A 23,912-nucleotide genomic window follows, 5' to 3' on the forward strand; every position below is an offset into this window, starting at 1 on the left:
TGGGCTGGTCATAAGGGTGCGGCGTCCCGTACCACGGCCAGCGCCACGGATAATTTGATCAAATTATGGATACTACCGGATCAGGTTGGGACGCAACCTCAATTTAGGTCTGGCATCTTGCGGCAAATGACGGTTCAGCCGCGCGTTGACCAGCCCGAATATCCCCACAACGATCAGCGTGAGCAGGATGAAGTACCCCGCGAGGATCGGGTAGGGCACGAACGGATTGAACGTCTTGTCTGCGAAGTAGCTGGCATAATAGAGTGCATCGCCGCGCTGTTGCCAGGCAGGGAACCCGGACAGAAAGACCAGCGCAGTTGCATGAAACAAAAAGATCGCCTCATTGGTGTAAGCAGGCCAGGCCAGCCGCAGCATAGTGGGCCAGATGACACGCCGGAACCGGGCCCATCCGGTCATCCCGTATGCATCTGCGGCTTCGGTGTCGCCTTTGGGTATGGACTGCAACGCGCCGTAAAAGATCTCACCTGAATAAGCGGCCGTATTGAAGAACAGCACGATCAACGCCCCGAGCCAGGCGGCTGTGAAGGGGTCGAATATGGGCGATACGGACTTGAGGCTCAGGAACAGGAAGTAGCCGAAGAAGAACTGGATAAAGAGCGGTGAGCCGCGAAAGATAAAGATGAACCACTCAGATGGCTTGCGGAAAATCCTGCGAGGGGACGCCTTGCCGACGGCTACGGCTGTCGCCAGAAAAAACCCGCAGATCAGCGCCACAAGACCGAAATAGATGTTCCAGATCATGCCAGACCCAATCAGCGTAAACTGTTGGCACAGCGTGAAATCATCGCGGGGCAGCAACCGTTCGCCAATACCGATCGCGCGCAGGCCATAATCCTGAATGGTTTGCCAGCAACTCATGCGGCGGCCTTTCTCTGGGCTTCGCCAGCGGCGGTTGCCTGTCCGTGGGTCAGGCGCGCCATGACCCGTTCAAGCACGATCTCGGAGACGCGCGTGAACAACAGGTAAAAAACCAGCAGCGCGAGGAAATACCACATGCGCCAGTCGCCATGCGGGTAATCCGTGAAGCGGGGCGTCTTGGTCCCACCCAATTCGCGGGCCCAATAGACGATGTCTTCAACACCTAGCAGGAACAGCAGCGGCGTGGCTTTGATCAGTACCATCCAGAGGTTGGACAGACCCGGCAAGGCATAGACCCACATCTGCGGCACCAACACGCGCCAGAAGGTTTGGCGCCGCGACATGCCATAGGCTTCGGCAGTTTCAAGTTGGCTGCGGGGCACGGCCCGCATGGCCCCAAAGAGGACATTGGCTGCGAAAGCGCCGAAAACAAGGGCAAATGTCAGGACAGCCAGTGCGAACCCATAGCTCTCATGGACCCACTGCGGGGCCGAGCCCAAGGGCATTTTTGCCGCCTGACAGACGACAAAATCATTCCCCTGTCGGATCGGTTCCGACCAGTCGGGGCACAGCGCCTTGTGTCTGAGGTATTCGATGCCCTGATCCAACGCGATGACGAAAAACAGGAAAAACGCGATATCGGGCACGCCGCGCACCACTGCAATATAGGATTTTCCAAACCAACGCAGCGGCGCGATGTTTGAGCGCGCAGCGGATGCGCCGCCAAACCCAAAGGCCAGTGCCACGGGTGCTGTGATCGCCAGCAGCAGTAAAACGGTCAGCACGGACCAATAGAGCGACATGTGTTTTGGCGTCGTCAGATAGCACGACATCCACTGCCAGTCAGGCAGAAGACTTGGATCTGTGCAAAAGCTGAAAATAATATGTCTCGCTTTAAATAACCGGCGCCCGCGGTGGCGCGCGCCGGTTTGAATGGATCAGAACTGTTCCAGATCGGGCAACCACTTGCCGATCAGGGCATTCAGGCTGCCGTCTTCTTTCATGGACCGGATCGCCACGTTGAACTTTTCTTTCAGCTCCGTATCGCTTTCGCGCAGGCCCAGACCAATGCCGCCACCAATCATGACGTTTTGCTCCAGCAACATCAGGTCCGGATCGGCGTTTGCCAGTTCGGACAGGAATGCTTTGTCCGCCAGAACCGCGTCCGCTTCACCGTTTTTAACGGCGGCGACGGTTTCTTCCGGGGTCGCAAATTCAACCAGTACCGCACCGGAGGAGGCGATAAAGCTTGCCTGGATCGTATTGGCCTGTGCCGCGATCACGCCGCCCTCAAGGTCCACATCCGCAGAGGCGGACAGATAGGCAGAAGGATCTGGCAGGGTGTATTGCTCAGAAAAATCAATGACTTCATCACGCTCATCGGTCACGGACATGCCTGCGATGATGACGTCATAGTTGCCGGAAACGAGGTTGGGGATGATGCTGTCCCACTCGTTTGTGACCCATTCGCAGGTCAGTTCTGCGCGCGCGCAGAGTTCGTCCCCAAGCTCGCGCTCAAATCCGTCGACTTCGCCGGCGTCATTGAGGAAATTATACGGAGGGTAGGCACCTTCAGTGCCCATGCGCACGGTTTTTCCGTGACCATCTGCAAGCGCCATACCAGCTGTCAGGGCCAGAGTGGCAGTCGTCAGGATAAGTGTTTTCATATCAGTACTCCCAATTATTATTTTTGATTACGCTGCGTGGGTTGCCGAAAGAAACCCACGCAGGCGTTCTGATTTGGGTGCGCCGAACAGCGTTTCCGGCGGCCCTTGTTCTTCTACCAGACCTTGATGCAGAAAGACGACATGGTCTGACACATCAGCGGCCAGTTTCATGTCATGCGTCACGATCAGCATGGTGCGCCCTTCCCTGGCGAGGTCCTTGATGACTTTGATCACCTCTTGCTCGAGTTCAGGATCGAGCGCCGAGGTTGGTTCATCAAAAAGCAGCGCCTCAGGCTCCATGCAGAGTGCACGCGCGATTGCTGCGCGCTGTTGTTGACCACCGGACAGTTGCGCAGGGTAGACGTCGCATTTGTCGCCGATACCAACCTTGTCGAGATAGCCGCGCGCCGCTTTTTCGACCTCATCACGGTCCCGCTTGAGGACAGTCACCGGCGCTTCCATGACGTTTTGCAAAATGGTCATATGCGCCCAAAGGTTAAACTGCTGGAACACCATGCTGAGGTTTGTGCGAATGCGCAAAACCTGATCGCTGTCAGCGGGGCGGCGGGCATGACCCTCGCCCTTCCACGTGACCTGTTCCCCTTTGAACAGAATGTCACCTTGCTGGCTGTCCTCCAGCAGGTTGCAACAGCGCAACAGCGTCGATTTGCCAGAGCCCGAAGACCCGATCAGCGATATCACATGTCCTTTGGGTGCTGTGATGTCGACGCCCTTGATCACCTCAAGCGCTCCATAGGCCTTGTGCAGGTTTTTCATCTCAATGACGGGCGCTTGCGGCTTCACGTATGTGATCTCTTGCTTATTTCGCTAAGGCATAAGGAAGGAAATTTGCTGGTTTGGCAACTTTGAAAGTGTGTATTTTCAGTTTCCGCTAGGTCAATATGCGCATTAGCGCCACTTATTTTATCCTGATGTCGGTGGTAGCGGCACCGCGAGATACGCGGACGCGGGAATATGCACTATGTTTTTGATCATCAATGCTGCGCGAATATGCGGTTCCAAGCCTGCAACTGACTTCGATATTGCGCCAAAAAGCGCCTGAGGGTCCTGTCCGCGCGCGCAGATATAGGGCAGGCCCGGCGTTGGCGCGGTCGAGACCAGCACCCGCAAGGCGGCGGTCAGGTCCGTGTCGCGTTCCAACAAGGCCCACGTCACCGCATCAATCGCCGCTATATCCGCCATGCCTGTGCTGACGGCTTCGGCAGAGGCGCGATGTGCTCTTGTATCAACGCAGTTGGTCGCAAAGCTGAAACCGGCCTTGTGGTCAATCAGGTGTTGTTCAGCAGCTGCCCATCCGGATTGAGACCGCACATCATTGCGCGCAAAACGCGCGCCGGCAAAATCCGTGATCTGCATACGCTCGTCAGATGACCGCACAATGAAATGGGATCGATAGTAACCGGGTGGGCAATCGGCCACCCCATAGTCCGGCGTCCCGACCAGCAAGACCGACGCGTGCAGGCCGCTGCGATAGGGAAGCCCGCATGTTTGTGACAAAACGAGATCGTGGCGTTCCCAGCAGTCATGCGGGTCTAAATCGCGGCTTAGGTGCTTTGGGCCGCGTCCGTAGGTATCGCGGATGGCTTGCCAATATATATCATGCGCCGCACGGGTGTGCGGGGTTTCATACATTGGCAAACTGGCAATCATGCCTGAGGGTTTATGTCCTGCCGGACCAGCGCGCTGTCGCGGTCGCTGATGCCCAGAAAATTCGTGACCATGCGGACCAGAGCGTCTTCTTCCTGTGCCCGAGCACCATCCGCCAGCACAACTTCCCACAGGGCTTTGACGACGGACAGACGGTCCTCATAGGGGACTGCATCTTTGATCGCGCGGGTAAAGCGAACCGTATCGGGCGCCTCGGCTTCAAGCGCTTCGGCTTCTTCGCGCAGGGCGCTGACCGCGCCCGGACCAAGACCGTACCTGCGCGCATTAATTCTGTCGATGCGCTCACGCTCCGCAGTGCTGTAGTCATGGTCGGAACGAGCGATCCGCACCAGCAACGCGGTCAATGCAAGACGTGCGTCTTCATCGGGAAAGTCTTCGGCGTCAGACTGGGTCAGTCTTTTCAGGAAATCAGCAAACATGAGAGTGATATAAATACCTTTCTCGGGCGTGCCAATCTCAATCGTCATTCAGGGCTGTTTTACGCGCGTCGGCGATATCATCCGCGCTCAGGCCCAATGCCTCTTCGATGTTTTCAAGCATGACTTCTTCATCGGCGTCGCGTTCCCCATCGGCCAGCGCAACCGACCACATGGCTTGCGCGAGGGCGCGGCGGTCGGTGTAAGGCACCTCATCGCGCAGAATGCGCGCAAATTCCGGTGTGCCGGGGGCGTCACGCTCCAACGCTTCGCAGGTTGCGCGCAATTTTGCGGCCTCAAGCGGTTTGAGACCAAAGGTCGCCGCTAGAATACGGTCGATTTGCCCTACTTCGGACGCTCTGTATTGTCGATCCGCAAAGGCAACCCGCACAAGCAGCGCGCCAAGCGCCAACTGTGCATTGGGTTGCGGCAGGGGGGGCGCCTTGGCTTTTCGGCGGGGAAACAATCGCTCAAACATCTTTTATCTCAATTCACGCGAGGTCGACCAGATATACACGGGCATCATGGGCATAAGCCGTCCGATTGTTTAATAACACTGCTGTGACCAGATCAATCCGTGTTTTTACGCAGTGCGGAGGGGATGGCGCGCTGCAAAGCACTACTTGGCAGGGCTGTGTGACTGTCCGAAATGCGCCCCGAGACGGGCCATTTCTTGGGCCAGACCGTAGGGTGGATTGATCACGAACATGCCCGAACCGATCATGCCATGCCCCTTTTTCGCGGGCGGAAAACGAACCTCATGACGCAAAGCGGAGGGATGATCCTGTTGCAAGGATCGCAACATGCCCATGTGCTGGCTGACTGTCAGGATCGGGTACCATAGGCAGATGACGCCAACATTCCAGGATTTCCCCAATTTGGAGATTTGCTGCGGGATCTTGGTGTAATCGGTCTTAATTTCGTAGCTCGGGTCGATCAGCATCGCGCCACGTCGCGGGGTCGGTGGACAAATGGAATGGGCCAATTCAAACCCATCCATCTGGTAGCATTTCGCGCCGGTGGAGGACGTGTTGAAATCCAGCGCGTCAAATTCGGCCGGGTGAAGTTCGGCAAAGTGCATCCGGTCGCCGGGTCTGAGCAGGGATGCGGCGATCAGCGGGGAACCGGGGTAAAACGACGCCCCGAAATCTCGCCTGATTTTGGTCAGGACGGCCGCAAAAGGATGTGTATCGTCGAAAAAGGCGTGGGCTATCTCTATACCCTGCGCTGCCTCAGCCGTTTTCAGCGCCGCCGGGTCCTGCAGGTCGTAAAGCCCGCGGCCCGCATGAGTCTCGATATAGGAAAGCGGTTTATCCTTGCGCAGCATGTAAGACAAAATCCACGCCAGCAGCACATGTTTATGCACATCGGCAAGATTGCCCGCATGGTAGATATGTTGGTAGCTGAGCATGATACATCGCTAGAATGAATGACACGCCTGCACAACAGGAAAGCGGCAGGATGACGTATGGGGCCAAGACATGAAAAAAGCGCCCCGATGAAACATCGGAGCGCTCTTTGTAAGACCTAAAGCTGTGTTCAGGCTTTTTTGTTCTTCCGGCGACGTGCCACGCCTGCCAGAGCAGCCATACCACCGATCAACAGCAGCGAAGATGCTGGCAGTGGAACGGGGCTGATCGCTGCGCCGTCGACGGTGAACGCGTCATTCCGTGACGTTTCAATAGACACCTCCGCCGAAGCAACGCCAGCGTCGAAGCTGATTTTGACGATGTTCGTATCGTTATTCCCGAACAAAGACCCTGAGAAAACAGCTTTTGTTCCGTCGCCCAGTTCTACCGTCAGGGTCTTGGCACCCACGTCGGCAGCATCTTGAATTGCAAACACCAGAGTTGTAAACAGCGTTCCGCCTGCAAGCGCAGCGTTCCAGACTATGCCCTGTGTATCGTTGGAATTGATAGCGAAATTGCCATTGTCGGGGACAATGTTACCTTGACCGTTTGTATCGTCGGGACTCTTTTGAAGAGCTATCCCATTGCAGTCTGCTGCGCCCAAGTCGAACCTGCTGCATGTCGAGCCTGAACCGAGCAGGTCGCCCGCTGTCCACAGTGATCCAAATGTACCAACTTTCGTTGTCAAATCGCCTGACAACTCTCCCTCTTCAACCGAACCGACACCGCGTACCGCTTGGGTGTTCGCGAACGTGCCAGTTAGAATGCTAGAAAGCTCGAAGTCTTCAACAACAGCGCCGTTCGTAAGATTGGCAAAATCAGTTGGAGTAAATACTTGCGCGGTAATAGTTGTTGCATGTGCAACCGATCCGAATGAAAGCAGCGCCGCTGCTGCAACTGTCGTTCTAAGCATGAGTTACCTCGTTAAAAATGTAAATGTGCAATTAATATCTCGTTAATCCCTGTTAATTTCAAGCGAATACGCGCCGATTAAGATAATGCGGTCAATTTTAGTTGCTTTTTCTATCGCCTTAATTGCGCGGGTGTAGAAAATGCGGCTCTAGGTAGTAATTCGCGCACGCAACACGGGAACTGCCCACAGCAAAACCACTCGAATCAAACGAGGCGGCTGTTTTCCTTAGCGGCACGGATGAAATCCGCGAACAGGGGGTGCGGATCAAAGGGTTTCGACTTCAATTCTGGGTGAAATTGCACGCCGATGAACCACGGGTGCTTCGGCCATTCGATGATTTCGGGCAGTTTCCCGTCAGGGGACATGCCGGAGAACACCAGACCGGCGTCTTCGAGTTGCGCGCGATACTTGATGTCGACCTCGTAGCGGTGACGGTGCCGCTCATCAATGGCGGAGGTGTGGTAGATATCAGCCACGCGCGTGCCCGCGGTCAGGGTCGCATCATACGCGCCGAGCCGCATGGTCCCGCCCTTGTCATCGCCAACCTTGCGGGACACTTTGGCATTTCCCTGTACCCATTCCTTAAGGTGATAGACGACAGGTTCGAACCGCTTTTTGCCCGCTTCATGGTCAAATTCTTCGGACCCGGCGGCTTTGATGTTCGCCACATTGCGTGCCGCTTCGATCACGGCCATCTGCATGCCGAGACAAATACCAAGGTAGGGCACCTTGTGCTCGCGGGCATATTGGGCCGCTTTTATCTTGCCTTCGGTTCCGCGTTCGCCAAAACCTCCGGGCACGAGGATCGCGTGAAAGCCCTCAAGGTGCGGGGCGACATCTTGGGTGTCGAACACTTCTGCGTCCACCCATTCAACAGTAACTTTGACGCGATTTGCCATACCGCCATGGGTCAAGGCCTCTGCGATGGACTTATACGCGTCTTCGAGCTGCGTATATTTACCAACGATCGCCACTTTGACTTCGCCCTCAGGATTATGCACGCGATCCGAGACATCCCGCCAGACCGTCAGGTCGGGTTTGGGCGCGGGGGAAATGTCAAACGCATCCAAAACGGCCTGATCGAGCCCCTGTTCGTGATAGGCAAGAGGGGCGTCGTAGATGGTTTTCAGATCATAGGCTGCCACAACAGATTCTTTGCGCACATTACAAAACAGCGCAATTTTCTCGCGTTCTTTCTCCGGGATCGGATGTTCGGAGCGGCATACCAAAATATCAGGCGCGATGCCGATAGATTGCAGTTCTTTGACCGAGTGCTGCGTCGGCTTGGTCTTCAGTTCGCCTGACGCGGCCAGGTAGGGCAACAACGTCAGATGCATGAAGATGCATTGGCCGCGAGGTTTATCGTGGGTGAACTGTCGGATCGCTTCGAAAAACGGCAAGCCTTCGATGTCGCCGACCGTCCCGCCGATTTCACAGAGCATGAAGTCGACCTCGTCATCGCCAATACCAATGAAATCCTTGATCTCATTCGTGACATGCGGGATCACCTGAATGGTTTTGCCGAGGTAATCGCCGCGCCGCTCCTTTTCCAGAACGGTGGAATAGATGCGGCCGGAGGACACGGAATCGGTGGAGCGCGCCGCAACGCCGGTGAAACGCTCGTAGTGGCCCAGATCAAGGTCTGTTTCCGCGCCATCATCGGTCACAAAGACCTCGCCATGTTCAAAGGGCGACATCGTTCCGGGATCGACATTCAGATAGGGATCAAGCTTGCGCAACCGTACGGAAAAACCACGCGCCTGCAGCAAAGCGCCCAGAGCGGCGGATGCCAGCCCTTTTCCAAGCGATGAAACCACACCTCCGGTGATGAAAATATATCGTGCCATTGCTTGAGCTGCTCCCGTGCGTCGCCGCGAAATAGTGTCAGTTTCGCGATTTTTCGACTGCGAAAAGTCGCAGCACCACGGGAGTAAAGTTTAGCAGGATTCGGACCGGCAAGGCAAGGCCACTCGCAATATGATGTTGCAAAATCCTGACAGCTCTCAAGGTGTTGTAGTGTTTTTGTTATTCCAGCGTTGGAACCAAGGGGGCGTTCTCATCCGCGGATGGGGGCAACAGCAGATCACTTTCCGGCACGCCGGGTGTGTCGCTGCGATCCGCTGCGGGTGGTGTGACGCCGAGGCGGTCAATCACCGAAGACCCCGATGCGTTCTCGGCTGCAAATATCGTCAGTGTCATCGACGTACAGATAAAGGCGATCGCCAACGCCCATGTCACCTTGCCCAAGGCTGTCGCCGCGGCGCGACCGGTCATGGCACCGCCACCGCCGCCACCCATGCCAAGGCCCCCTCCCTCGGAACGCTGCAGCAACACGACGGCTATCAGCCCCAAGGCGAGGATAAGGTGTATGATCAGGACGACGTTTTCCATGAAGGACCTGTATGGTTCAGAGCAACTTTGGGCGTATCTAGGCAAGTTTGCCCCCACCCGCAAGGGAGGATTCAAACCGACGTTACGGGCTTTGATGAAATACGACTGCCTGCGGCGTGAATTGCGGGTGTGAAATGGGGTGCGATCCTCGTGTATTTCGGCGTTGCTATTGGCATGCAAACCCATGTGCCTCAGTGCTTTCGGTGGCAGACGGATCTGTCTTGTTGAAAATTTCCGTTCCAAAGCGGCTGGACAAACATGCCCGCTTGGACGCATCTTTGTATCATGCCGCATGACCATGATGACCACAATCACCCGCACTCGTTGCTGCCCGGCGACCCTGTACTGCGCATCAAAGCGCTGGAAACGCTGCTGACCAAGAAAGGTCTGGTCGATCCGCTGGCGTTGGATGCGATTATCGATACCTATGAAAACAAGATCGGCCCGCGTAACGGCGCGCATGTGGTGGCAAAGGCGTGGCTGGAGCCTGCCTTTCGCGCCGCTTTGCTAAAAGATGCGACAAAGGTCGTGTCCGAACTGGGGTATTATGGCCGTCAGGGCGAACACATGGTGGCCGTTGAAAACACGGACACGGTTCACAACATGGTCGTGTGTACCTTGTGCAGCTGTTATCCGTGGCCCTTGCTGGGCATTCCGCCGACATGGTACAAATCAGATGCGTATCGCGCCCGCGCTGTGCGCGAGCCGCGCAAGGTACTGGCCGACTTTGGGGTCGCATTGCCCGCCGACAGGGCAGTGCGGGTCTGGGACAGCACCGCCGAAGTCCGGTATCTGGTCATTCCGCAACGCCCCAAGGGCACGGACGACTGGGATGAAGAAGCCTTGATGGACCTTGTAACCCGCGACAGCATGATCGGCACGGGCCTTGTGCACAGCCCCGAGGCGCGCACGACATGACCCGGCCGCACGACATGGGGGGGCGGTATGGCGATGGTGCCGTGATACCGGAAAACGAGAGCGTGAAGTTCAAAGAGGACTGGCACGCGCGCGCTTTGGCAGTGACCCTTGCCTCTGGCGTTCTGGGGCAGTGGAACATCGATATCTCGCGTCATGCGCGCGAAAAATTGTCACCCACGGATTATGCGCGCTTTAGTTATTACGAAAAATGGATGGCCGGGCTGGCAGACCTGCTGGTTGAAACCGGGGTAGTGGATGCGCGTGAGTACGCCGCCGCAGATCCGGCGCCGAGCCCACTGGCAGAGCGTGCGTTGCGCGCCGAACACGTGGACAGCGTGCTTGCCCGTGGCGGTCCAGCAGACCGACCGTCGCAGGTGCCACAGCTTTTCAGTGTCGGCGACACCGTCAAAACGCGCAAGATTGCGGCGAACTGCCTTGTCGATGGGGGCCACACGCGCCTGCCGCGCTATGCGGCGGGTATGCGGGGACGCATCGTCCGTTTTCACGGCACGCATGTTTTGCCTGACAGTGCCGCGCATCACCTTGGCGAAGCGCCGGAACCGCTTTATGCGGTCGCCTTTCGTGCTGCCGAACTCTGGGCGCATCCCGAGCATCCCGACGATGAAGTCGTGCTGGACCTGTGGCAAAGCTATCTGGTGGCGGACACATGACACCACCGGAACCTGTGTTTTCAGAACCTTGGCACGCGCAGGTTTTCGCCGTCACTGTGCGTTTGAACGAAACGGGCCATTTGCCTTGGTCCGATTGGGCGGCGGCTTTTTCGCGTACACTCAAGCGCCACGGGTTGAGTAAAGAACTGGATGGCGGTGACGACTATTTTCTGGCTTGGCTCGAAACACTGGAAAACACACTGGTGTCCAAGGGCATGGCAGAAACATCCGACATTGCCGCGATCAAAGCAGCTTGGGAAACGGCCTATCTGAACACACCGCATGGTCAGCCTGTTCACTTGACAGAATAACTGAACGGCCGAAGCGCGCGGGTCTGTCGAACGCGCGCATTTGCCGATGGTTAGTCGTCAATGTCGTCCACATCTGTTTGACCGGACAGAGCGCGCCGCACATGGCTCCACCCCAGACCGATGCCCAAAACGGCAGACAAGGCAAAGAGCGCCAGCCAGACATTCAGGTTCTGATTATCCAGCGCCAAAACGCCAAAGTCATGCAGGACCCAGACCGCGGCTGCGAATATCCCAAGGATAAGGCCCATGCCCAGGGGGCCGATGGATCGCAGCGTTGCGCGCAGGAAAATGATATATGCGACGGCCAGAACAAGACCCACAAGGACGGCAATCGACAGGTTTTGCGCACCATATGTCTGAAGCCACGTGATATAGTTGTACTGGGTTGGATTGAAGGTGGCCGCCAAGAGCACGAACGCGCCCATCCAACGTGTTAGTATACCCATGTCTTTCATTCCGTCCGGTTGCTGCACTGCGCCGAAAGCGATCCTTGCGGCCCGGGAATGTCTATTACCCTTCCAAGGTGCTGCGTCAATCGAGCGGCGTACATTTTGAGGTTTCGCCCCGGCGCATGCCTCGCTATACCGGCGCGGGTTTCATCCGAATACAAAAGGACCAGATATGGCAAACGTCGTCGTTGTGGGCGCTCAGTGGGGCGACGAAGGAAAAGGCAAGATTGTCGACTGGCTGTCTGAACGCGCGGATGTGATCGCGCGCTTTCAGGGCGGTCACAATGCCGGACATACGCTGGTCATTGATGGCAAAGTCTACAAGCTGAACGCGTTACCCTCCGGCGTGGTGCGGGGCGGCAAACTGTCTGTTATTGGCAACGGCGTTGTGCTGGACCCTTGGCATCTGACCAAGGAAATCGACATTATCCGCGGGCAGGGCGTCGATATTTCTCCCGAGACCTTGATGATCGCCGAAAACACACCGCTGATCCTGCCCATTCATGGCGAATTGGACCGTGCGCGCGAGGAAGCCGCGAGCAAAGGCACCAAGATCGGTACGACGGGCCGGGGTATTGGCCCCGCCTATGAGGATAAGGTCGGTCGCCGCTCGGTCCGGGTCGCGGATCTGGCCGATACTGCCACGCTCGAAGCGCGGGTGGATCGTGCGCTGCAACACCATGATCCGCTGCGCAAAGGCCTCGGGATTGAGCCGGTGGACCGGGACGCGCTGGTTGCGCAACTGATCGAGATCGCACCCCACATCCTCAAGTACGCAGCCCCCGTGTGGAAGGTGCTCAACGAAAAGCGGCGCGCGGGCAAGCGTATTCTGTTTGAGGGCGCACAGGGCGCGCTTTTGGATATCGACTTTGGCACCTATCCCTTTGTAACCTCATCAAACGTGATTGCAGGTCAGGCGGCGACCGGTGTCGGTGTAGGCCCCGGCGCGATCGATTATGTGCTCGGGATCGTCAAAGCCTATACAACGCGGGTGGGTGAAGGCCCCTTTCCGGCAGAACTCGACGATGCCGATGGCCAGCGGCTTGGCGAGCGTGGGCATGAGTTTGGCACGGTGACGGGGCGCAAACGTCGCTGCGGCTGGTTCGATGCCGTGCTGGTGCGCCAGACCTGTGCGACATCCGGCGTCAACGGGATTGCCCTGACCAAGCTTGATGTTCTGGACGGCTTCGAGACGCTCAAGATCTGTGTTGGATATGAACTGGATGGCAAGCGCATGGATTACTTGCCGACCGCAGCGGATCATCAGGCGCGCTGCCGTCCCATTTACGAAGAAGTGCCGGGGTGGTCGGAATCCACCGAAGGCGCGCGCAGTTGGGCGGATTTGCCTGCCAACGCCATCAAATATGTGCGCCGCGTTGAAGAGTTGATTGACTGCCCCGTCGCCCTACTTTCTACCTCGCCGGAGCGGGAAGACACCATCCTCGTCACGGATCCGTTCGCCGATTGATAAGGAACCCCATGTCGCTGAGTTACAAAGCCAGACGCCGCCTTGCACTGCTGATCCTTTTGATCGGGCTGCCGGTCTATATTGTGTCCTGCATTACCGTGATTAACTGGCTTGATCGCCCCTCGCTCTGGGTCGAATTGTTGGTATATGTGGTTCTTGGGGTGTTCTGGGCCTTGCCGTTCAAATTTATTTTCAAAGGCGTCGGTCAGGCAGACCCGGATCAACCCGAAGGCTGAACGACCCTTTCGGCGCGCAGCTCGTTTGGATCGCGTTAAACTGTTGCGTGTCGGTCCGGTGGCTATCTGTTTTAGTCAGAGGCAGTAAACCAGCCGCCTTTGACGTTTGTTATCTTGTCTGCGCGCAGCAAGTGATCAAAGTACCGCAGGCCATCCTCACGGCTGAAACCCCCTTTAAAGACTTGTCTTCTGCGCGACATAAGCTGCTGCAACGAGAGTTTTGCCCGTCCTTCGACAAGGCTGACATATGCAACTGCGGCTTCCTGTAATTTTGGCAAGGTTTGTGCCCCATGCGCGGCCGCACGGGTGGCGAAAACGCTGCCCTTGCCAGCTTTGGTACTTTCCTTCTACGTGTCGTCCGTGCGGCGCAGAGCGGTGGTCTCTCGCACACGGTGATCTACCCGTTGTTCTGCCACGAGCCTCAGCGGGGCGGGGCGGGCACCTGAATGGCGCTCGGAGCTTTCCCCGGCGGATACAGCGCGGCGCGGTTGTACGACATCTGCAAGGTCGCCGCGGTAGGCTTGTACGTCTTTGGCGCGTTTTGCGGTCTCGTTTTCAAGTGACTGATCGTTACGGCGTGCGGCAACGGCGGCGCGCAATTGTGAAAAAACGCTGCGTCGCGTTTGACCATCTGGTTGTTCCATCTGGTGATCCGCCTCCGCCATCAAGCGTGACAGGTCGTCTTCTGCGTCTTGTTTGATTTGGGATGCATCTTTGCGCGCGGCACCTGATCCGGAGATTGGCACATCGACAGGCTTGGCTTGGGTCTGCGACATGTACGGTTCAGGGTCTGCTGCTTCATCCCGCTGCTGCGGTTTGCTGTCGTATGTTTCCCCAGTCAGACCAGATACCTGATCGTCAGCATTTGCGTTATTGCCCGCTTCAAGAGCGCGCAGGACCGCATCAATGTCGTCTGTGTCAACGTCCTCTGCAACAGTCTTGCGCGCGCTATCCTCATGTTCAGCATCTTCTTGAAGCGCGCCCGCGATGTCTTGAGCAGCGTTGGAGATCACATTGCTTTGGCTGCGTGCCTCCGCATTGCGCAGCGCTTTCAACCCGTCAAAACCCAGAACTTCGCTGGGTGCTTCGGCGTCTTCATCGTATCCGACATCCTGCGCCTGCATTTCTTGTCGTGACACCGCCGCGCGCAGACGTTCACGTTTCTCAAAAGAGCTACCGGCTGATTTGGTGGTCTGGCCGGGAACGTTTTGTTTTGTCAAAAACGACGTTTCAGATGCCGGGCGCACACCTGCCAACGATGCCACGGTCTTGAAAGCCTGAGCCGTCATTTCCGCTTCCATGTCATCCTGAACGATTGCGGGCGTAGTCACTGGTTTTGCGAAAAAAGCCGCTGCGCTGTCTAGGGCTGATTGTTCTGCGTTCGTTGTCCTGAGCACGGACTCCTGTGCAGCGACTGCGGTTGGATCATGCGCTTTAAGCATGATTTGGCCATCAAAACTATCAGCCTCAATGCGCTGGGCCCGGGTTTGCTGGATCTTATGCGCCAACGCCTCTGCATCTGGTTGCGGCGGCTCTGCCCCGAAGAACCTGTCCTCTGCCGCAAGGTCGCGAAAGAATTCAGCGATGTCCTTCATCGTGCCAAGGGCGTCGTCAAACCCTTCTAAAGTACAGGAAAATGTACCATAGGATACCGTAAGGACCTTGCTGTCATTCGTCATCTCATGCGCGTCCCGTGCGTTTTGGTAACAAGGTGTCTAACATTTTAGCTAAGCCCCAAGGAGCATCAGACAGTGTTATTAATCGTGCCAGATCATGGCAATATTGTGGCGTGTGTCCCTAATGAACCATAAACTTTCATGACGTATACAATTGTAGAAACGACTAAACCGTTAACCCTGATTGGCGGGGGCGAGGCGACAGTGGATGATGTCGCGAGCGCGCTGGCGCTGGCGCCGATATGTGTTGCTGCCGACAGTGGTGCGCATCTGGCCTTGGAGGCTGGTATCGATGTGGCCGCGGTCATCGGGGATATGGACTCGATCTCGGACCGCGCGCGTGCGCGCATCGCAGCGGAGCGGTTTCATCATATCGCGGAGCAGGACAGCACCGATTTCGATAAGGCGCTACGGCATGTTTCTGCGCCGTTGGTGGTTGCCGTCGGATTTTGCGGGGGGCAGATTGATCACGCGCTGGCGGCGTTGCATACGATAATACGACGGGCAGACCGACATATCGTCCTGTTGGGCGCAACCGACATCGTATTCCTGTGCCCACCCGCGTTCAATGTGCCAACCCCAGCAGGAACACGGGTATCCCTGTTTCCGATGGGGCCGGTGCGGGGGCGGTCCAAGGGGCTGTTCTGGCCGATTGACGGTATCGACTTCGCGCCCGGTTTGCAGGCAGGGACATCAAATCGTACAACCGGACCGTTTTCGATTGAAACGGATGCCCCGGTGATGCTGTGCATCATGCCGCGCGCGTTCCTTCAGCCGGTTGTGCAGGCGTTGCTCGGGCTGTCAGCGACAAAGCGATGGCCCGCTCTCGCAGTACCACATAGAGACCCGCCGCAATCGTAATCACAATACCGACGCTTGCCATCGGATTTGGAAAATCACCAAACACCATGAACCCGATGATCGTCGCAAAGGGAATTTCCAGATACTGCATCGGCGCGAGCGTGGCGGAGGGCGCAAAACGCAGCGACCACGTCATTAACAGATGCGCGACCGTGCCCAATAGGCCGATGCTCAGCAGCAAGGTCCAGTCATAGGACGACACATGCACAATCTGAAGCTGTAAAAAACCGCTGTTTTGAAAGATCAAAAGAACCGGGAGAATCACAAACACTGCCATCACGCCGCTGACCGCCTGCAGGCTGATTGGATCGGTTTCCTTTGCGATCTGGCGGGTGACCAGCATGAAAAGGGCAAAATTGATCGCCACGCCTACGGGCAACAGGGCAGGCCAGCCAACTTGGGCAAAGCTGGGCTGCACCACAAGCAAGGTGCCCAGAAAACCGACCGCGCAGGCAATGATACGGCGCGCACCGACTTCTTCGTTCAACGCGTATTTACCCAGCACCAGCATGATGAACGGCATCACAAAAGCGATCGCAACAGCATCTGCAAGTGGCAGGTATTTCAACGCGGTAACCATGGCGCCGATACCTATAATATGAAGAATGGTGCGCACGAATGTCAGCCAAGTCACCCGTTTGCTCATGCGCCAGCGTCGCCGTGTGAGCCAGACCAACGGGATCAGCAACAAAGCCTGCACCGCAAAACGCACCAAAACCAGCTGGCCGATTGGCACAGTTTGTCCGAGGATTTTCGCTATCGCATCGCCGACAGGCGCAAGCACGCAAAATCCCAGCATCAGCATGATGCCAAGAAAGGGCCGGTCAATTGTCATTGTTGGAGCCTAAAGCGATCTGGTCAGCATTGCAAGCAGAGGTTGTTTTGCGCACTTAGCAGTTCGGCACATTTACAGCCAATCCGCCGAGCGACGTTTCCTTGTATTTTTCTGACATATCGATGCCGGTCTGACGCATGGTTTCGATACAGGCGTCCAGCGGGACAAGATGCGTACCATCGCCGCGCAAGGCGAGGGATGCTGCCGACACGGCTTTGATCGCGCCAAGGCCATTGCGCTCAATGCAGGGGACTTGCACCAGACCCTTGACGGGATCGCAGGTCATGCCAAGGTGGTGTTCCAACGCGATTTCGGCGGCATTTTCCACCTGTGCGGGGGTGCCGCCCATTACAGCGCACAGGCCCGCAGCGGCCATGGCTGCGGCAGAGCCGACCTCGGCCTGACACCCTGCCTCAGCGCCTGAAATCGAGGCGTTGAACTTGACCAAGCCGCCAATGGCTGCAGCCGTCAGCAGAAAGTCCTCGATGTGGGACTCTGATGCGCCGGGGACATGATCCAGATAATAGCGCAAGGTGGCAGGCAGTACGCCCGCAGCACCATTTGTGGGGGCCGTGACCACCTGACCACCGGCCGCGTTTTCCTCGTTGACGGCCATCGCGTAGACGCTCATCCAGTCGTTGATCGTGTGGGGCGCGTTGAGGTTCATGCCCCGTTCGGCCAAAAGCGCGTCATGGATGCCTTTGGCGCGGCGTTTGACCTGCAGGCCGCCGGGCAGAATACCATCGGTCGTCAACCCACGCGTGATGCAATCATCCATCACCTGCCAAAGCCGCTTGGTGCCTTCTGCGAGGCTGGTCGGACAGCCACGGGCAATTTCATTTGCGCGTTTCATCTCGGCAATGTTCTTGCCGGAGGCGGTCGACATCTCAAGCATCTGGGCGGCAGATTTGAACGGGTAGGGAATGGGCGGGCCGGTTTCATCGGTGTCTTTGCCCGCGGAAAGCTCCGCTTCGGTCATCACAAATCCACCGCCGATAGAATAGAAAACCTCGCGCAGGGTGACATCGCCTTGGGCATCTGTGGCGCGGATCATCATACCGTTTGCGTGCCCGCTGAGCGGGGTCTCATAGTCGAAAATCAGATCGGTTGCAGGGTCAAACCGCAGGGGTTGCAGGCCCTCAACGTTCAGGGTTTTTGTGGCTTTTATCTCGGCCAGTGCCGCTTCGGCCTTCTCGGCGTCATAAGTGTCGGGGACAAACCCCGCGAGGCCCAGAATGGTGGCCCGGTCCGTGGCATGACCTACACCCGTGAAGGCAAGTGAGCCATGCAGCGACACGCGTATCCCGTGAAATTCGAAGGGGGACGCGCGCATCATCTCCAGAAACCGCGCCGCAGCGACCATGGGCCCCATCGTATGTGAGGATGAGGGGCCGATACCGACCTTGAACATATCAAAGACAGATAAAAACATCTAAGTGGCACTTCCTTCTGGCGGGTTTGGATGGCGAGGGGACGTAAACGGATCGCGGCCAAGTCCCTCGGCCTGTTGTGCGGTCTCAACTGACGGGCGTTGTTCAAGGTTGCGCAGCGCTGCGTGTATCGCGTCAAAGGCCGTGAGGTCAAACCATGTTCTGTCGCTCTGCGTCGGATAAAGCGCCAGCCAGCGCATCATGGGGCCCAGATAAAGGTCCAGCAAAATGCCAGGGCGATCATCTGCCCATCGCTGATCGATGAGGCCCAGCAGGCGCAGGATGTTGGACTGCGTCATCTGCGTGAGCTGCGACACATGATCCACGTCGCGTCCAATATAAGCGCCGGGATAAAACAGCATGCGCAACGCAGGATGCAGGGTATTGGACAAAAAGAACAACCATTTCAGCAGTTCCGCTCTTTGCGGATCATCAGCGCCCGGGCCAAGATGCCCGTGTGTATCGGACAGCCACAGCAATATGGCAGCGGTTTCAAAGATCGGGCCCTGCGGCGTTTCCAGCACCGGGATCAACTGGTTCGGGTTCAGGGCGCGATAGGCCGGGCTGTGTTGCGCCGAATTTTGGCGATCCACCAGTTGCGTGGTGTAATCAAGGCGCAGTTCTTCCAACGCCAGACGGATCACCAAAGAGGCGTTATCCGGGGCATAGTGAAGAATGTAGCGCGCTGTGCTCATAGCCATTCCATAGCGGATTCGAAGGCAAAGGACTTCAGGAAAAGCGACCTCCTCAAGAGGAAAACGCACATAACCAAAGCGGTGCTGCACCTCACTATTCGGTGGGGATGCAAGAATCGCTCTCGCACCTTGGCTGCATGTTTCTTATAAGGCCCCTGAAGCCGCGCAAGGAGCCATCGATGTCTTCAGAACTCTCGCCGATCGACAAGGCAAAATTTGTCTGCGCCAAACGGGCCGCACAATTCGTAGAAAATGGTATGCGGGTGGGGCTGGGCACCGGGTCAACGGCGGCCTGGCTTGTGCGCTGTCTGGGGGAGCGGGTGCGCGACGAAGGGCTGCATATTACAGGGGTTCCGACATCTACGCGCACTGCGGAACTGGCCCGTGAGGTCGGTATTGATGTGATCACACTCGATGCGGCCAAGCGGCTGGATCTGACGATTGATGGTGCGGATGAATTCGATGGCGCGTTTAATCTGATCAAAGGCGGTGGCGGTGCCTTGCTGCATGAAAAGGTCGTGGCGACGTCTTCTGATCGCATGATCGTGATTGCCGATGTGGGCAAAGAGGTTGAGACGCTGGGCGCCTTCCCGCTGCCGATCGAGGTGATCCCCTTTGGATTGCAAACGACCCATGCGCTGGTTGATGAAACCCTCGTCTCCATGGACGTTCTGGGGCGCGACAGCAGCCTGCGGATGGATGGCGACAAACCTTTCGTGACGGACGAAGGCAACCACATCATTGATCTGCATCTCAAGCGGATCGGCGATGCGCGGCAACTTGCGATGACGCTCAATCAGCTGCCGGGTGTGGTTGAGAACGGTCTGTTCATTGATATCTGCGACACGGTCGTTCTGGGTTTTGGGGACGGAAAGGTCGAGGTGCGCGACATCAATGATGGAACGGTTGCAAGCGAACGCATGGTTTTTGCCGAAAGTGACAATCTGTTCAGCGATCTGAGCGATTGATCAGACCAGCGCCTGTCTGACCTGACCTATGCACGGGCGAGCGCATCCAAAGTGGTCTTTGGCTAGGGCCACCAGAATACACAAAAGAGAAAGACCCTTCGCATGACTGACTTTGACTATGATCTTTTCGTGATTGGTGGCGGCTCAGGGGGCGTCAGAGCGGCGCGCGTGGCGGCCAGCGAAGCAGGCGCGCGGGTGGCTCTGGCAGAAGAAGACAGATACGGCGGAACCTGCGTGATCCGCGGCTGCGTGCCCAAAAAGCTGATGGTATTCGCCTCGGAATATGCGGGCATGCCGGATGAAGCGCAGGCCTATGGCTGGGACATGCAAAAAGGCAGCTTTGATTGGCCGGGGTTCAAAACCAAGCTGAACGCAGAACTGGACCGCCTTGAGCAGGTCTATCGCAGGCTGTTGTCGGAATCAGGTGTTGAGACATTTGATGCACGCGCCACAGTGTCCGGCCCGCATGAGGTGACATTGTCAGACGGGCAAACCAAATCCGCCAAACATATTCTGGTAGCAACCGGCGGTCATCCCGTGCGACCAGATATGCCCAATGCCCATCTTGGCATTGTGTCCGATGATATTTTCCATCTGGAGACCCTGCCCAAATCGGTACTGATCGTTGGCGGGGGCTACATCGCCTGCGAATTCGCCGGGATCCTGAACGGGTTGGGGGTCAAGGTCACGCAATACTACCGGGGTGCGCAGATATTGCGCGGCTTTGATGATGAGGCCCGTGGCCTTGTCGCGGAGCAAATGCGCGAACGCGGCGTCGACCTCAAGGTAGGCACGAACATTCTTGAGATGGCCCCTGCGGGAGAGCATGACAGCATGTCCGAAGGCGGCGCCATGGGCGGGACGGCGCAGGATCGCGCAGAACTTGCACAAATGCACAGCAGCGCTGCGACAAAAGGCCCGGTCTGGGTGAAATCCACCAGCGGCACCGAAGGGGTCTTTGATGTGGTTCTCTTCGCGACAGGGCGGGACCCGAACACCAAAGACATGGGGCTTGAAGCGCTTGGCGTGAAACTGGGTCGGCGTGGGCAGATCGAAGTTGACGCCTACAGCCAGACCGGGGTGCCCTCCATCTATGCGATCGGGGATGTCACCGACCGCGTCAACCTGACGCCGGTCGCGATCCGTGAGGGCATGGCCTTTGTCGAAACTGTCTTCAAAGGCAATCCGACGGCTGTGGATCACGACCTGATCCCGAGCGCAATTTTCACCCAACCGGAAATGGGCACGGTCGGTCTGGGCGAGGAAGCGGCCCGCGAACAGGAACCGGTTGAAATTTATTGCACATCGTTTCGGCCAATGCAGACTGCGTTTGCCGGAAAACCGGACCGCGTGTTGATGAAACTCATTGTGTCGATAAAGACGCGAAAGGTCCTTGGATGTCATATTGTAGCCCCAAATGCGGGTGAAATGATCCAACTGGCGGGCATCGCCATCAAGATGGGTGCAACGAAAGAAGACTTTGACCGAACGGTTGCGGTCCACCCCACAATGTCGGAAGAGATCGTGACGATGCGTTCTCCCATGCGCACGGCTTGAATTCCGTGCAGGGCAACGTACCTATGACTTGGTTTGATCGTGACGTTATGCGGTTTAGAAGGGAAAGAACTTAATGGCTGGCAACAATGGCGGCCCCTGGGGGGGCGGCGGAAATTCGGGCAATGATAAACCGAACGGCGGTTCGGGCGGTGGAAATCGTGGGTCGGGCGGCGGCGGTCCGCGCGGTCCCGGCGGCGAAGGGCCGCAAATTCCTGAGATAGATGAACTGGTCAAAAAGGGTCAAGAACGTCTGCGCGTCCTCATGGGCGGCAAAGGCGGCAATGGTAACGGCGGTGGCACCGGTGGCGGTGGCAGCGGTGGACCCGCGCTGACGCGTGGCACAATCGGGCTGGCCGCTCTGGCAGCCTTTGGTGCGTGGCTGATGGCGAGCCTCTACACGGTCGCTCCCGAAGAACAATCGGTTGAATTGTTTCTCGGCGAATACTCGGCCACAGGAAACTCGGGTCTGAACTTTGCGCCATGGCCACTTGTTACGGCAGAAGTCCTTCCTGTGACGCGCGAACAAACCGAAGACATCGGTGCGCGCACGGACAGTGGTCTGATGCTGACGACGGATGAGAACATCATCGACATCGATTTTCAGGTGGTTTGGAACATCAGTGATCCGGCCAAATACCTCTTCAACCTTGCTGAGCCACAGGAAACAATTCGTGCGGTGTCTGAATCAGCGATGCGCGAAGTGATTGCGCGTAACGAACTTGCGCCGATCCTTAACCGGGATCGTCAGGTGGTTGCCGATGAAGCGCTGCAACTGATCCAGTCGACGCTCAACGGTTATGACAGTGGTGTGAACATCATTCGTCTCAACCTCGACAAGGCCGACCCGCCGCGCGAAGTGATCGACAGCTTCCGCGAAGTGCAGGCGGCTGAGCAGGAGCGTGACCGTCTGGAACGTCAGGCTGATGCATATGCGAACCGGGTCACAGCGGGCGCACGCGGTGAAGCTGCAAGCCGGTTGGAACAGGCTGAAGCCTATCGCGCACAGCAGGTCAACGAAGCACAGGGTGAGGCGGCACGCTTCACATCTGTTCTTGAGGAATACGTCAAGGCACCTGATGTGACGCGCAAACGTCTCTATCTGGAGACCATGGAACGTGTATTTGGCGGCGTCGACAAGATCATTCTTGAAAGTGGTCTTGGTGGAGAAGGTGGACAAGGCGTCGTGCCCTATCTGCCGCTCAATGAATTGCGCCGTCCGACTGGAGGAACAAACTGATGAAAGCAACTAAATTTCTGATCCCGATCGGGGTGATCGCGGTTGTAGGCGTGCTGAGTTCCGTTTTCATTGTGGACGAACGTGAAAAAGCGCTTGTGCTGCAATTCGGCCAGATCAAATCGGTCAAGGAAGATCCGGGCCTCGCGTTCAAGATCCCGTTCATCCAAGAGGTCGTGCGCTATGACGACCGAACGCTGTCGCTCGATACCGACATTGTCGAAGTTACGCCATCGGATGATCGTCGTCTGGTCGTCGACGCCTTTGCACGCTACCGGATTTCTGACGTTGTGCAGTTTCGACAGGCTGTGGGTGTCGGTGGCATGCGGGCCGCTGAAGACCGTCTGGAAGGTATCCTGAACCCGGCAATCCGTGCGGTTCTGGGTTCTGACGGGGTGACATCCAACACCATTCTCTCTGCGGATCGCGCAGAGTTGATGGCCCGGATCACGTCTCAGGCACGCCAGCGTGCCCTGCCGCTTGGTCTTGAGGTTGTTGACGTGCGTCTCAAGCAGACGAACCTGCCGGAACAAAACCTTGACGCGACCTTTGCGCGGATGCGGGCGGAGCGGGAACGCGAAGCTGCGGACGAGATTGCGCGCGGTGAAGAAGCCGCCCAACGTGTGCGCGCCTTGGCAGATCGTACAGTCGTCGAGCTGATTTCCGAGGCGACACGCGAAGCGGATATCGTGCGTGGTCAGGCAGATGCGGAACGTAACGCCATCTTTGCAAGCGCCTTCGGTGCGGACCCCGAGTTCTTTGAGTTCACGCGGTCGATGACCGCCTATGAACGGTCTTTGCAAGGCGGCAACTCATCCATCGTCATGTCCCCGGACAGCGAGTTCTTTAACTACCTGCGCAGCGATCAGGGATCGCGGTCTGACGAGGGCGAAACCCGGTGAGCACGCTTCTTCTGGCCTTAGGGTTGGTTATGATTATCGAGGGGCTGGCCTATGCGCTGGCCCCTTCGCTTATTGAACGTATGCTTGAGATGCTGCGCTCCCTGCCGGAGACGGCGGTGCGGCAAATGGGCTGGCTGATCGCGGTGAGCGGGCTTATTCTGGTCTGGGCCGCCTGGCAGCTTGGCGGGGTTTGAAACCGCCTGCACGTTCACAGGGAGTTGAAACCGCGCAAGGGTGGCCCATCTATCCCTTCAGGCCTATATGGCTACATGCAGACTGGCTTTAAGCGCAAAGTAGGCGCACAGTATGACAGGCAACAACGTATTTCAGGAGACGA

27 protein-coding genes are annotated in these 23,912 nt (G+C 57.3%); 11 read left to right on the forward strand and 16 right to left on the reverse strand.

What is annotated here, in order from left to right:
* Nucleotides 1–72: 72 nt before the first annotated feature.
* The 11 genes from RLO149_RS04780 to secG all read right to left on the reverse strand — a co-directional run bounded on the left by RLO149_RS04780 (nt 73) and on the right by secG (nt 9,364).
* Entirely contained in the window at nt 73–879 is an 807-nt protein-coding gene (locus tag RLO149_RS04780) for an ABC transporter permease (RefSeq protein ID WP_013960942.1), read from the reverse strand.
* Nucleotides 876–1,760, reverse strand: a complete 885-nt coding sequence (locus tag RLO149_RS04785; protein WP_174270226.1) for an ABC transporter permease — start codon at nt 1,758–1,760, stop codon at nt 876–878. Before RLO149_RS04785 ends, RLO149_RS04780 begins: the two co-directional genes overlap by 4 nt.
* Nucleotides 1,761–1,817: 57 nt before the next feature.
* Complete coding sequence (locus tag RLO149_RS04790) at nt 1,818–2,546, reverse strand: transporter substrate-binding domain-containing protein (RefSeq protein ID WP_013960944.1); 729 nt, start codon at nt 2,544–2,546, stop codon at nt 1,818–1,820.
* A gap of 27 nt (nt 2,547–2,573) precedes the next feature.
* Entirely contained in the window at nt 2,574–3,350 is a 777-nt protein-coding gene (locus RLO149_RS04795; protein ID WP_013960945.1) for an ABC transporter ATP-binding protein, read from the reverse strand.
* Between the two features lie 120 nt (nt 3,351–3,470).
* Nucleotides 3,471–4,199, reverse strand: a complete 729-nt coding sequence (locus RLO149_RS04800; protein ID WP_245538126.1) for a phosphate/phosphite/phosphonate ABC transporter substrate-binding protein — start codon at nt 4,197–4,199, stop codon at nt 3,471–3,473.
* A gap of 14 nt (nt 4,200–4,213) precedes the next feature.
* The gene (locus RLO149_RS04805) at nt 4,214–4,654 is read right to left on the reverse strand and encodes a tellurite resistance TerB family protein (protein ID WP_013960947.1); all 441 of its coding nucleotides are present in this window, start codon (nt 4,652–4,654) and stop codon (nt 4,214–4,216) included.
* Nucleotides 4,655–4,691: 37 nt separating this feature from the next.
* Nucleotides 4,692–5,129, reverse strand: a complete 438-nt coding sequence (locus RLO149_RS04810) for a tellurite resistance TerB family protein (protein ID WP_013960948.1) — start codon at nt 5,127–5,129, stop codon at nt 4,692–4,694.
* A 141-nt stretch (nt 5,130–5,270) separates the two neighbouring features.
* Entirely contained in the window at nt 5,271–6,062 is a 792-nt protein-coding gene (locus RLO149_RS04815) for a 23S rRNA (adenine(2030)-N(6))-methyltransferase RlmJ (protein ID WP_013960949.1), read from the reverse strand.
* A gap of 128 nt (nt 6,063–6,190) precedes the next feature.
* Nucleotides 6,191–6,973 (reverse strand): VPLPA-CTERM sorting domain-containing protein, encoded by a 783-nt coding sequence (locus RLO149_RS04820; RefSeq protein ID WP_013960950.1) that lies wholly within the window; start codon nt 6,971–6,973, stop codon nt 6,191–6,193.
* Nucleotides 6,974–7,176: 203 nt separating this feature from the next.
* Nucleotides 7,177–8,820: a CTP synthase gene (locus tag RLO149_RS04825; protein WP_013960951.1), complete on the reverse strand. Its 1,644-nt coding sequence runs from the start codon at nt 8,818–8,820 to the stop codon at nt 7,177–7,179.
* Nucleotides 8,821–8,998: 178 nt separating this feature from the next.
* On the reverse strand, nt 8,999–9,364 hold the full coding sequence (secG, locus tag RLO149_RS04830) for a preprotein translocase subunit SecG (RefSeq protein ID WP_044025208.1): 366 nt from the start codon (nt 9,362–9,364) through the stop codon (nt 8,999–9,001).
* A 285-nt stretch (nt 9,365–9,649) separates the two neighbouring features.
* Here secG and nthA point away from each other — a divergent pair, with 285 nt between their 5' ends.
* The 3 genes from nthA to RLO149_RS04845 are packed head-to-tail and all read left to right on the forward strand — an operon-like array spanning nt 9,650 to nt 11,264.
* On the forward strand, nt 9,650–10,282 hold the full coding sequence (nthA, locus tag RLO149_RS04835) for a nitrile hydratase subunit alpha (RefSeq protein ID WP_044025541.1): 633 nt from the start codon (nt 9,650–9,652) through the stop codon (nt 10,280–10,282).
* Nucleotides 10,279–10,953 (forward strand): nitrile hydratase subunit beta, encoded by a 675-nt coding sequence (gene nthB / locus RLO149_RS04840; protein WP_013960954.1) that lies wholly within the window; start codon nt 10,279–10,281, stop codon nt 10,951–10,953. The genes nthA and nthB overlap by 4 nt, the downstream gene beginning before the upstream one ends.
* Complete coding sequence (locus RLO149_RS04845; RefSeq protein ID WP_013960955.1) at nt 10,950–11,264, forward strand: nitrile hydratase accessory protein; 315 nt, start codon at nt 10,950–10,952, stop codon at nt 11,262–11,264. The genes nthB and RLO149_RS04845 overlap by 4 nt, the downstream gene beginning before the upstream one ends.
* Before the next feature lie 50 nt (nt 11,265–11,314).
* Here the strand turns inward: RLO149_RS04845 and RLO149_RS04850 are convergent, their stop codons facing one another.
* Complete coding sequence (locus RLO149_RS04850) at nt 11,315–11,710, reverse strand: DUF6524 family protein (protein ID WP_044025542.1); 396 nt, start codon at nt 11,708–11,710, stop codon at nt 11,315–11,317.
* A 175-nt stretch (nt 11,711–11,885) separates the two neighbouring features.
* Here RLO149_RS04850 and RLO149_RS04855 point away from each other — a divergent pair, with 175 nt between their 5' ends.
* Nucleotides 11,886–13,181 (forward strand): adenylosuccinate synthase, encoded by a 1,296-nt coding sequence (locus RLO149_RS04855; protein WP_013960957.1) that lies wholly within the window; start codon nt 11,886–11,888, stop codon nt 13,179–13,181.
* 11 nt (nt 13,182–13,192) lie between these two features.
* A complete protein-coding gene (locus RLO149_RS04860; RefSeq protein WP_013960958.1) occupies nt 13,193–13,417 on the forward strand; it encodes a DUF2842 domain-containing protein in 225 nt (74 codons plus the stop codon).
* Between the two features lie 347 nt (nt 13,418–13,764).
* Here the strand turns inward: RLO149_RS04860 and RLO149_RS04865 are convergent, their stop codons facing one another.
* Nucleotides 13,765–15,096, reverse strand: a complete 1,332-nt coding sequence (locus RLO149_RS04865; RefSeq protein WP_044025209.1) for a hypothetical protein — start codon at nt 15,094–15,096, stop codon at nt 13,765–13,767.
* 138 nt (nt 15,097–15,234) lie between these two features.
* On the opposite strand from RLO149_RS04865, the gene RLO149_RS04870 reads away from it, so the two are divergent.
* On the forward strand, nt 15,235–15,954 hold the full coding sequence (locus RLO149_RS04870) for a thiamine diphosphokinase (RefSeq protein WP_013960959.1): 720 nt from the start codon (nt 15,235–15,237) through the stop codon (nt 15,952–15,954).
* On the opposite strand, the gene RLO149_RS04875 is transcribed toward RLO149_RS04870, so the two are convergent.
* The 3 genes from RLO149_RS04875 to RLO149_RS04885 are packed head-to-tail and all read right to left on the reverse strand — an operon-like array spanning nt 15,845 to nt 18,914.
* Entirely contained in the window at nt 15,845–16,789 is a 945-nt protein-coding gene (locus RLO149_RS04875) for a DMT family transporter (RefSeq protein ID WP_013960960.1), read from the reverse strand. The two genes, RLO149_RS04870 and RLO149_RS04875, sit on opposite strands and share 110 nt — an antisense overlap.
* A 55-nt stretch (nt 16,790–16,844) precedes the next feature.
* The gene (locus RLO149_RS04880) at nt 16,845–18,221 is read right to left on the reverse strand and encodes an L-serine ammonia-lyase (protein ID WP_013960961.1); all 1,377 of its coding nucleotides are present in this window, start codon (nt 18,219–18,221) and stop codon (nt 16,845–16,847) included.
* Complete coding sequence (locus RLO149_RS04885) at nt 18,222–18,914, reverse strand: glutathione S-transferase family protein (RefSeq protein WP_013960962.1); 693 nt, start codon at nt 18,912–18,914, stop codon at nt 18,222–18,224.
* A gap of 179 nt (nt 18,915–19,093) precedes the next feature.
* Here RLO149_RS04885 and rpiA point away from each other — a divergent pair, with 179 nt between their 5' ends.
* From rpiA to RLO149_RS04910, 5 genes are all read left to right on the forward strand, one after another.
* Nucleotides 19,094–19,882 (forward strand): ribose-5-phosphate isomerase RpiA, encoded by a 789-nt coding sequence (gene rpiA, locus RLO149_RS04890; protein ID WP_013960963.1) that lies wholly within the window; start codon nt 19,094–19,096, stop codon nt 19,880–19,882.
* Between the two features lie 102 nt (nt 19,883–19,984).
* The gene (locus RLO149_RS04895) at nt 19,985–21,439 is read left to right on the forward strand and encodes an FAD-dependent oxidoreductase (protein WP_013960964.1); all 1,455 of its coding nucleotides are present in this window, start codon (nt 19,985–19,987) and stop codon (nt 21,437–21,439) included.
* A gap of 73 nt (nt 21,440–21,512) precedes the next feature.
* On the forward strand, nt 21,513–22,676 hold the full coding sequence (hflK, locus tag RLO149_RS04900; RefSeq protein ID WP_013960965.1) for an FtsH protease activity modulator HflK: 1,164 nt from the start codon (nt 21,513–21,515) through the stop codon (nt 22,674–22,676).
* Complete coding sequence (gene hflC / locus RLO149_RS04905) at nt 22,676–23,575, forward strand: protease modulator HflC (RefSeq protein WP_013960966.1); 900 nt, start codon at nt 22,676–22,678, stop codon at nt 23,573–23,575. Before hflK ends, hflC begins: the two co-directional genes overlap by 1 nt.
* On the forward strand, nt 23,572–23,769 hold the full coding sequence (locus tag RLO149_RS04910) for a DUF2065 domain-containing protein (RefSeq protein WP_044025210.1): 198 nt from the start codon (nt 23,572–23,574) through the stop codon (nt 23,767–23,769). Before hflC ends, RLO149_RS04910 begins: the two co-directional genes overlap by 4 nt.
* Nucleotides 23,770–23,912 lie beyond the last annotated feature (143 nt).

Source organism: Roseobacter litoralis Och 149 (assembly GCF_000154785.2).
Classification (GTDB): Bacteria; Pseudomonadota; Alphaproteobacteria; order Rhodobacterales; family Rhodobacteraceae; genus Roseobacter; species Roseobacter litoralis.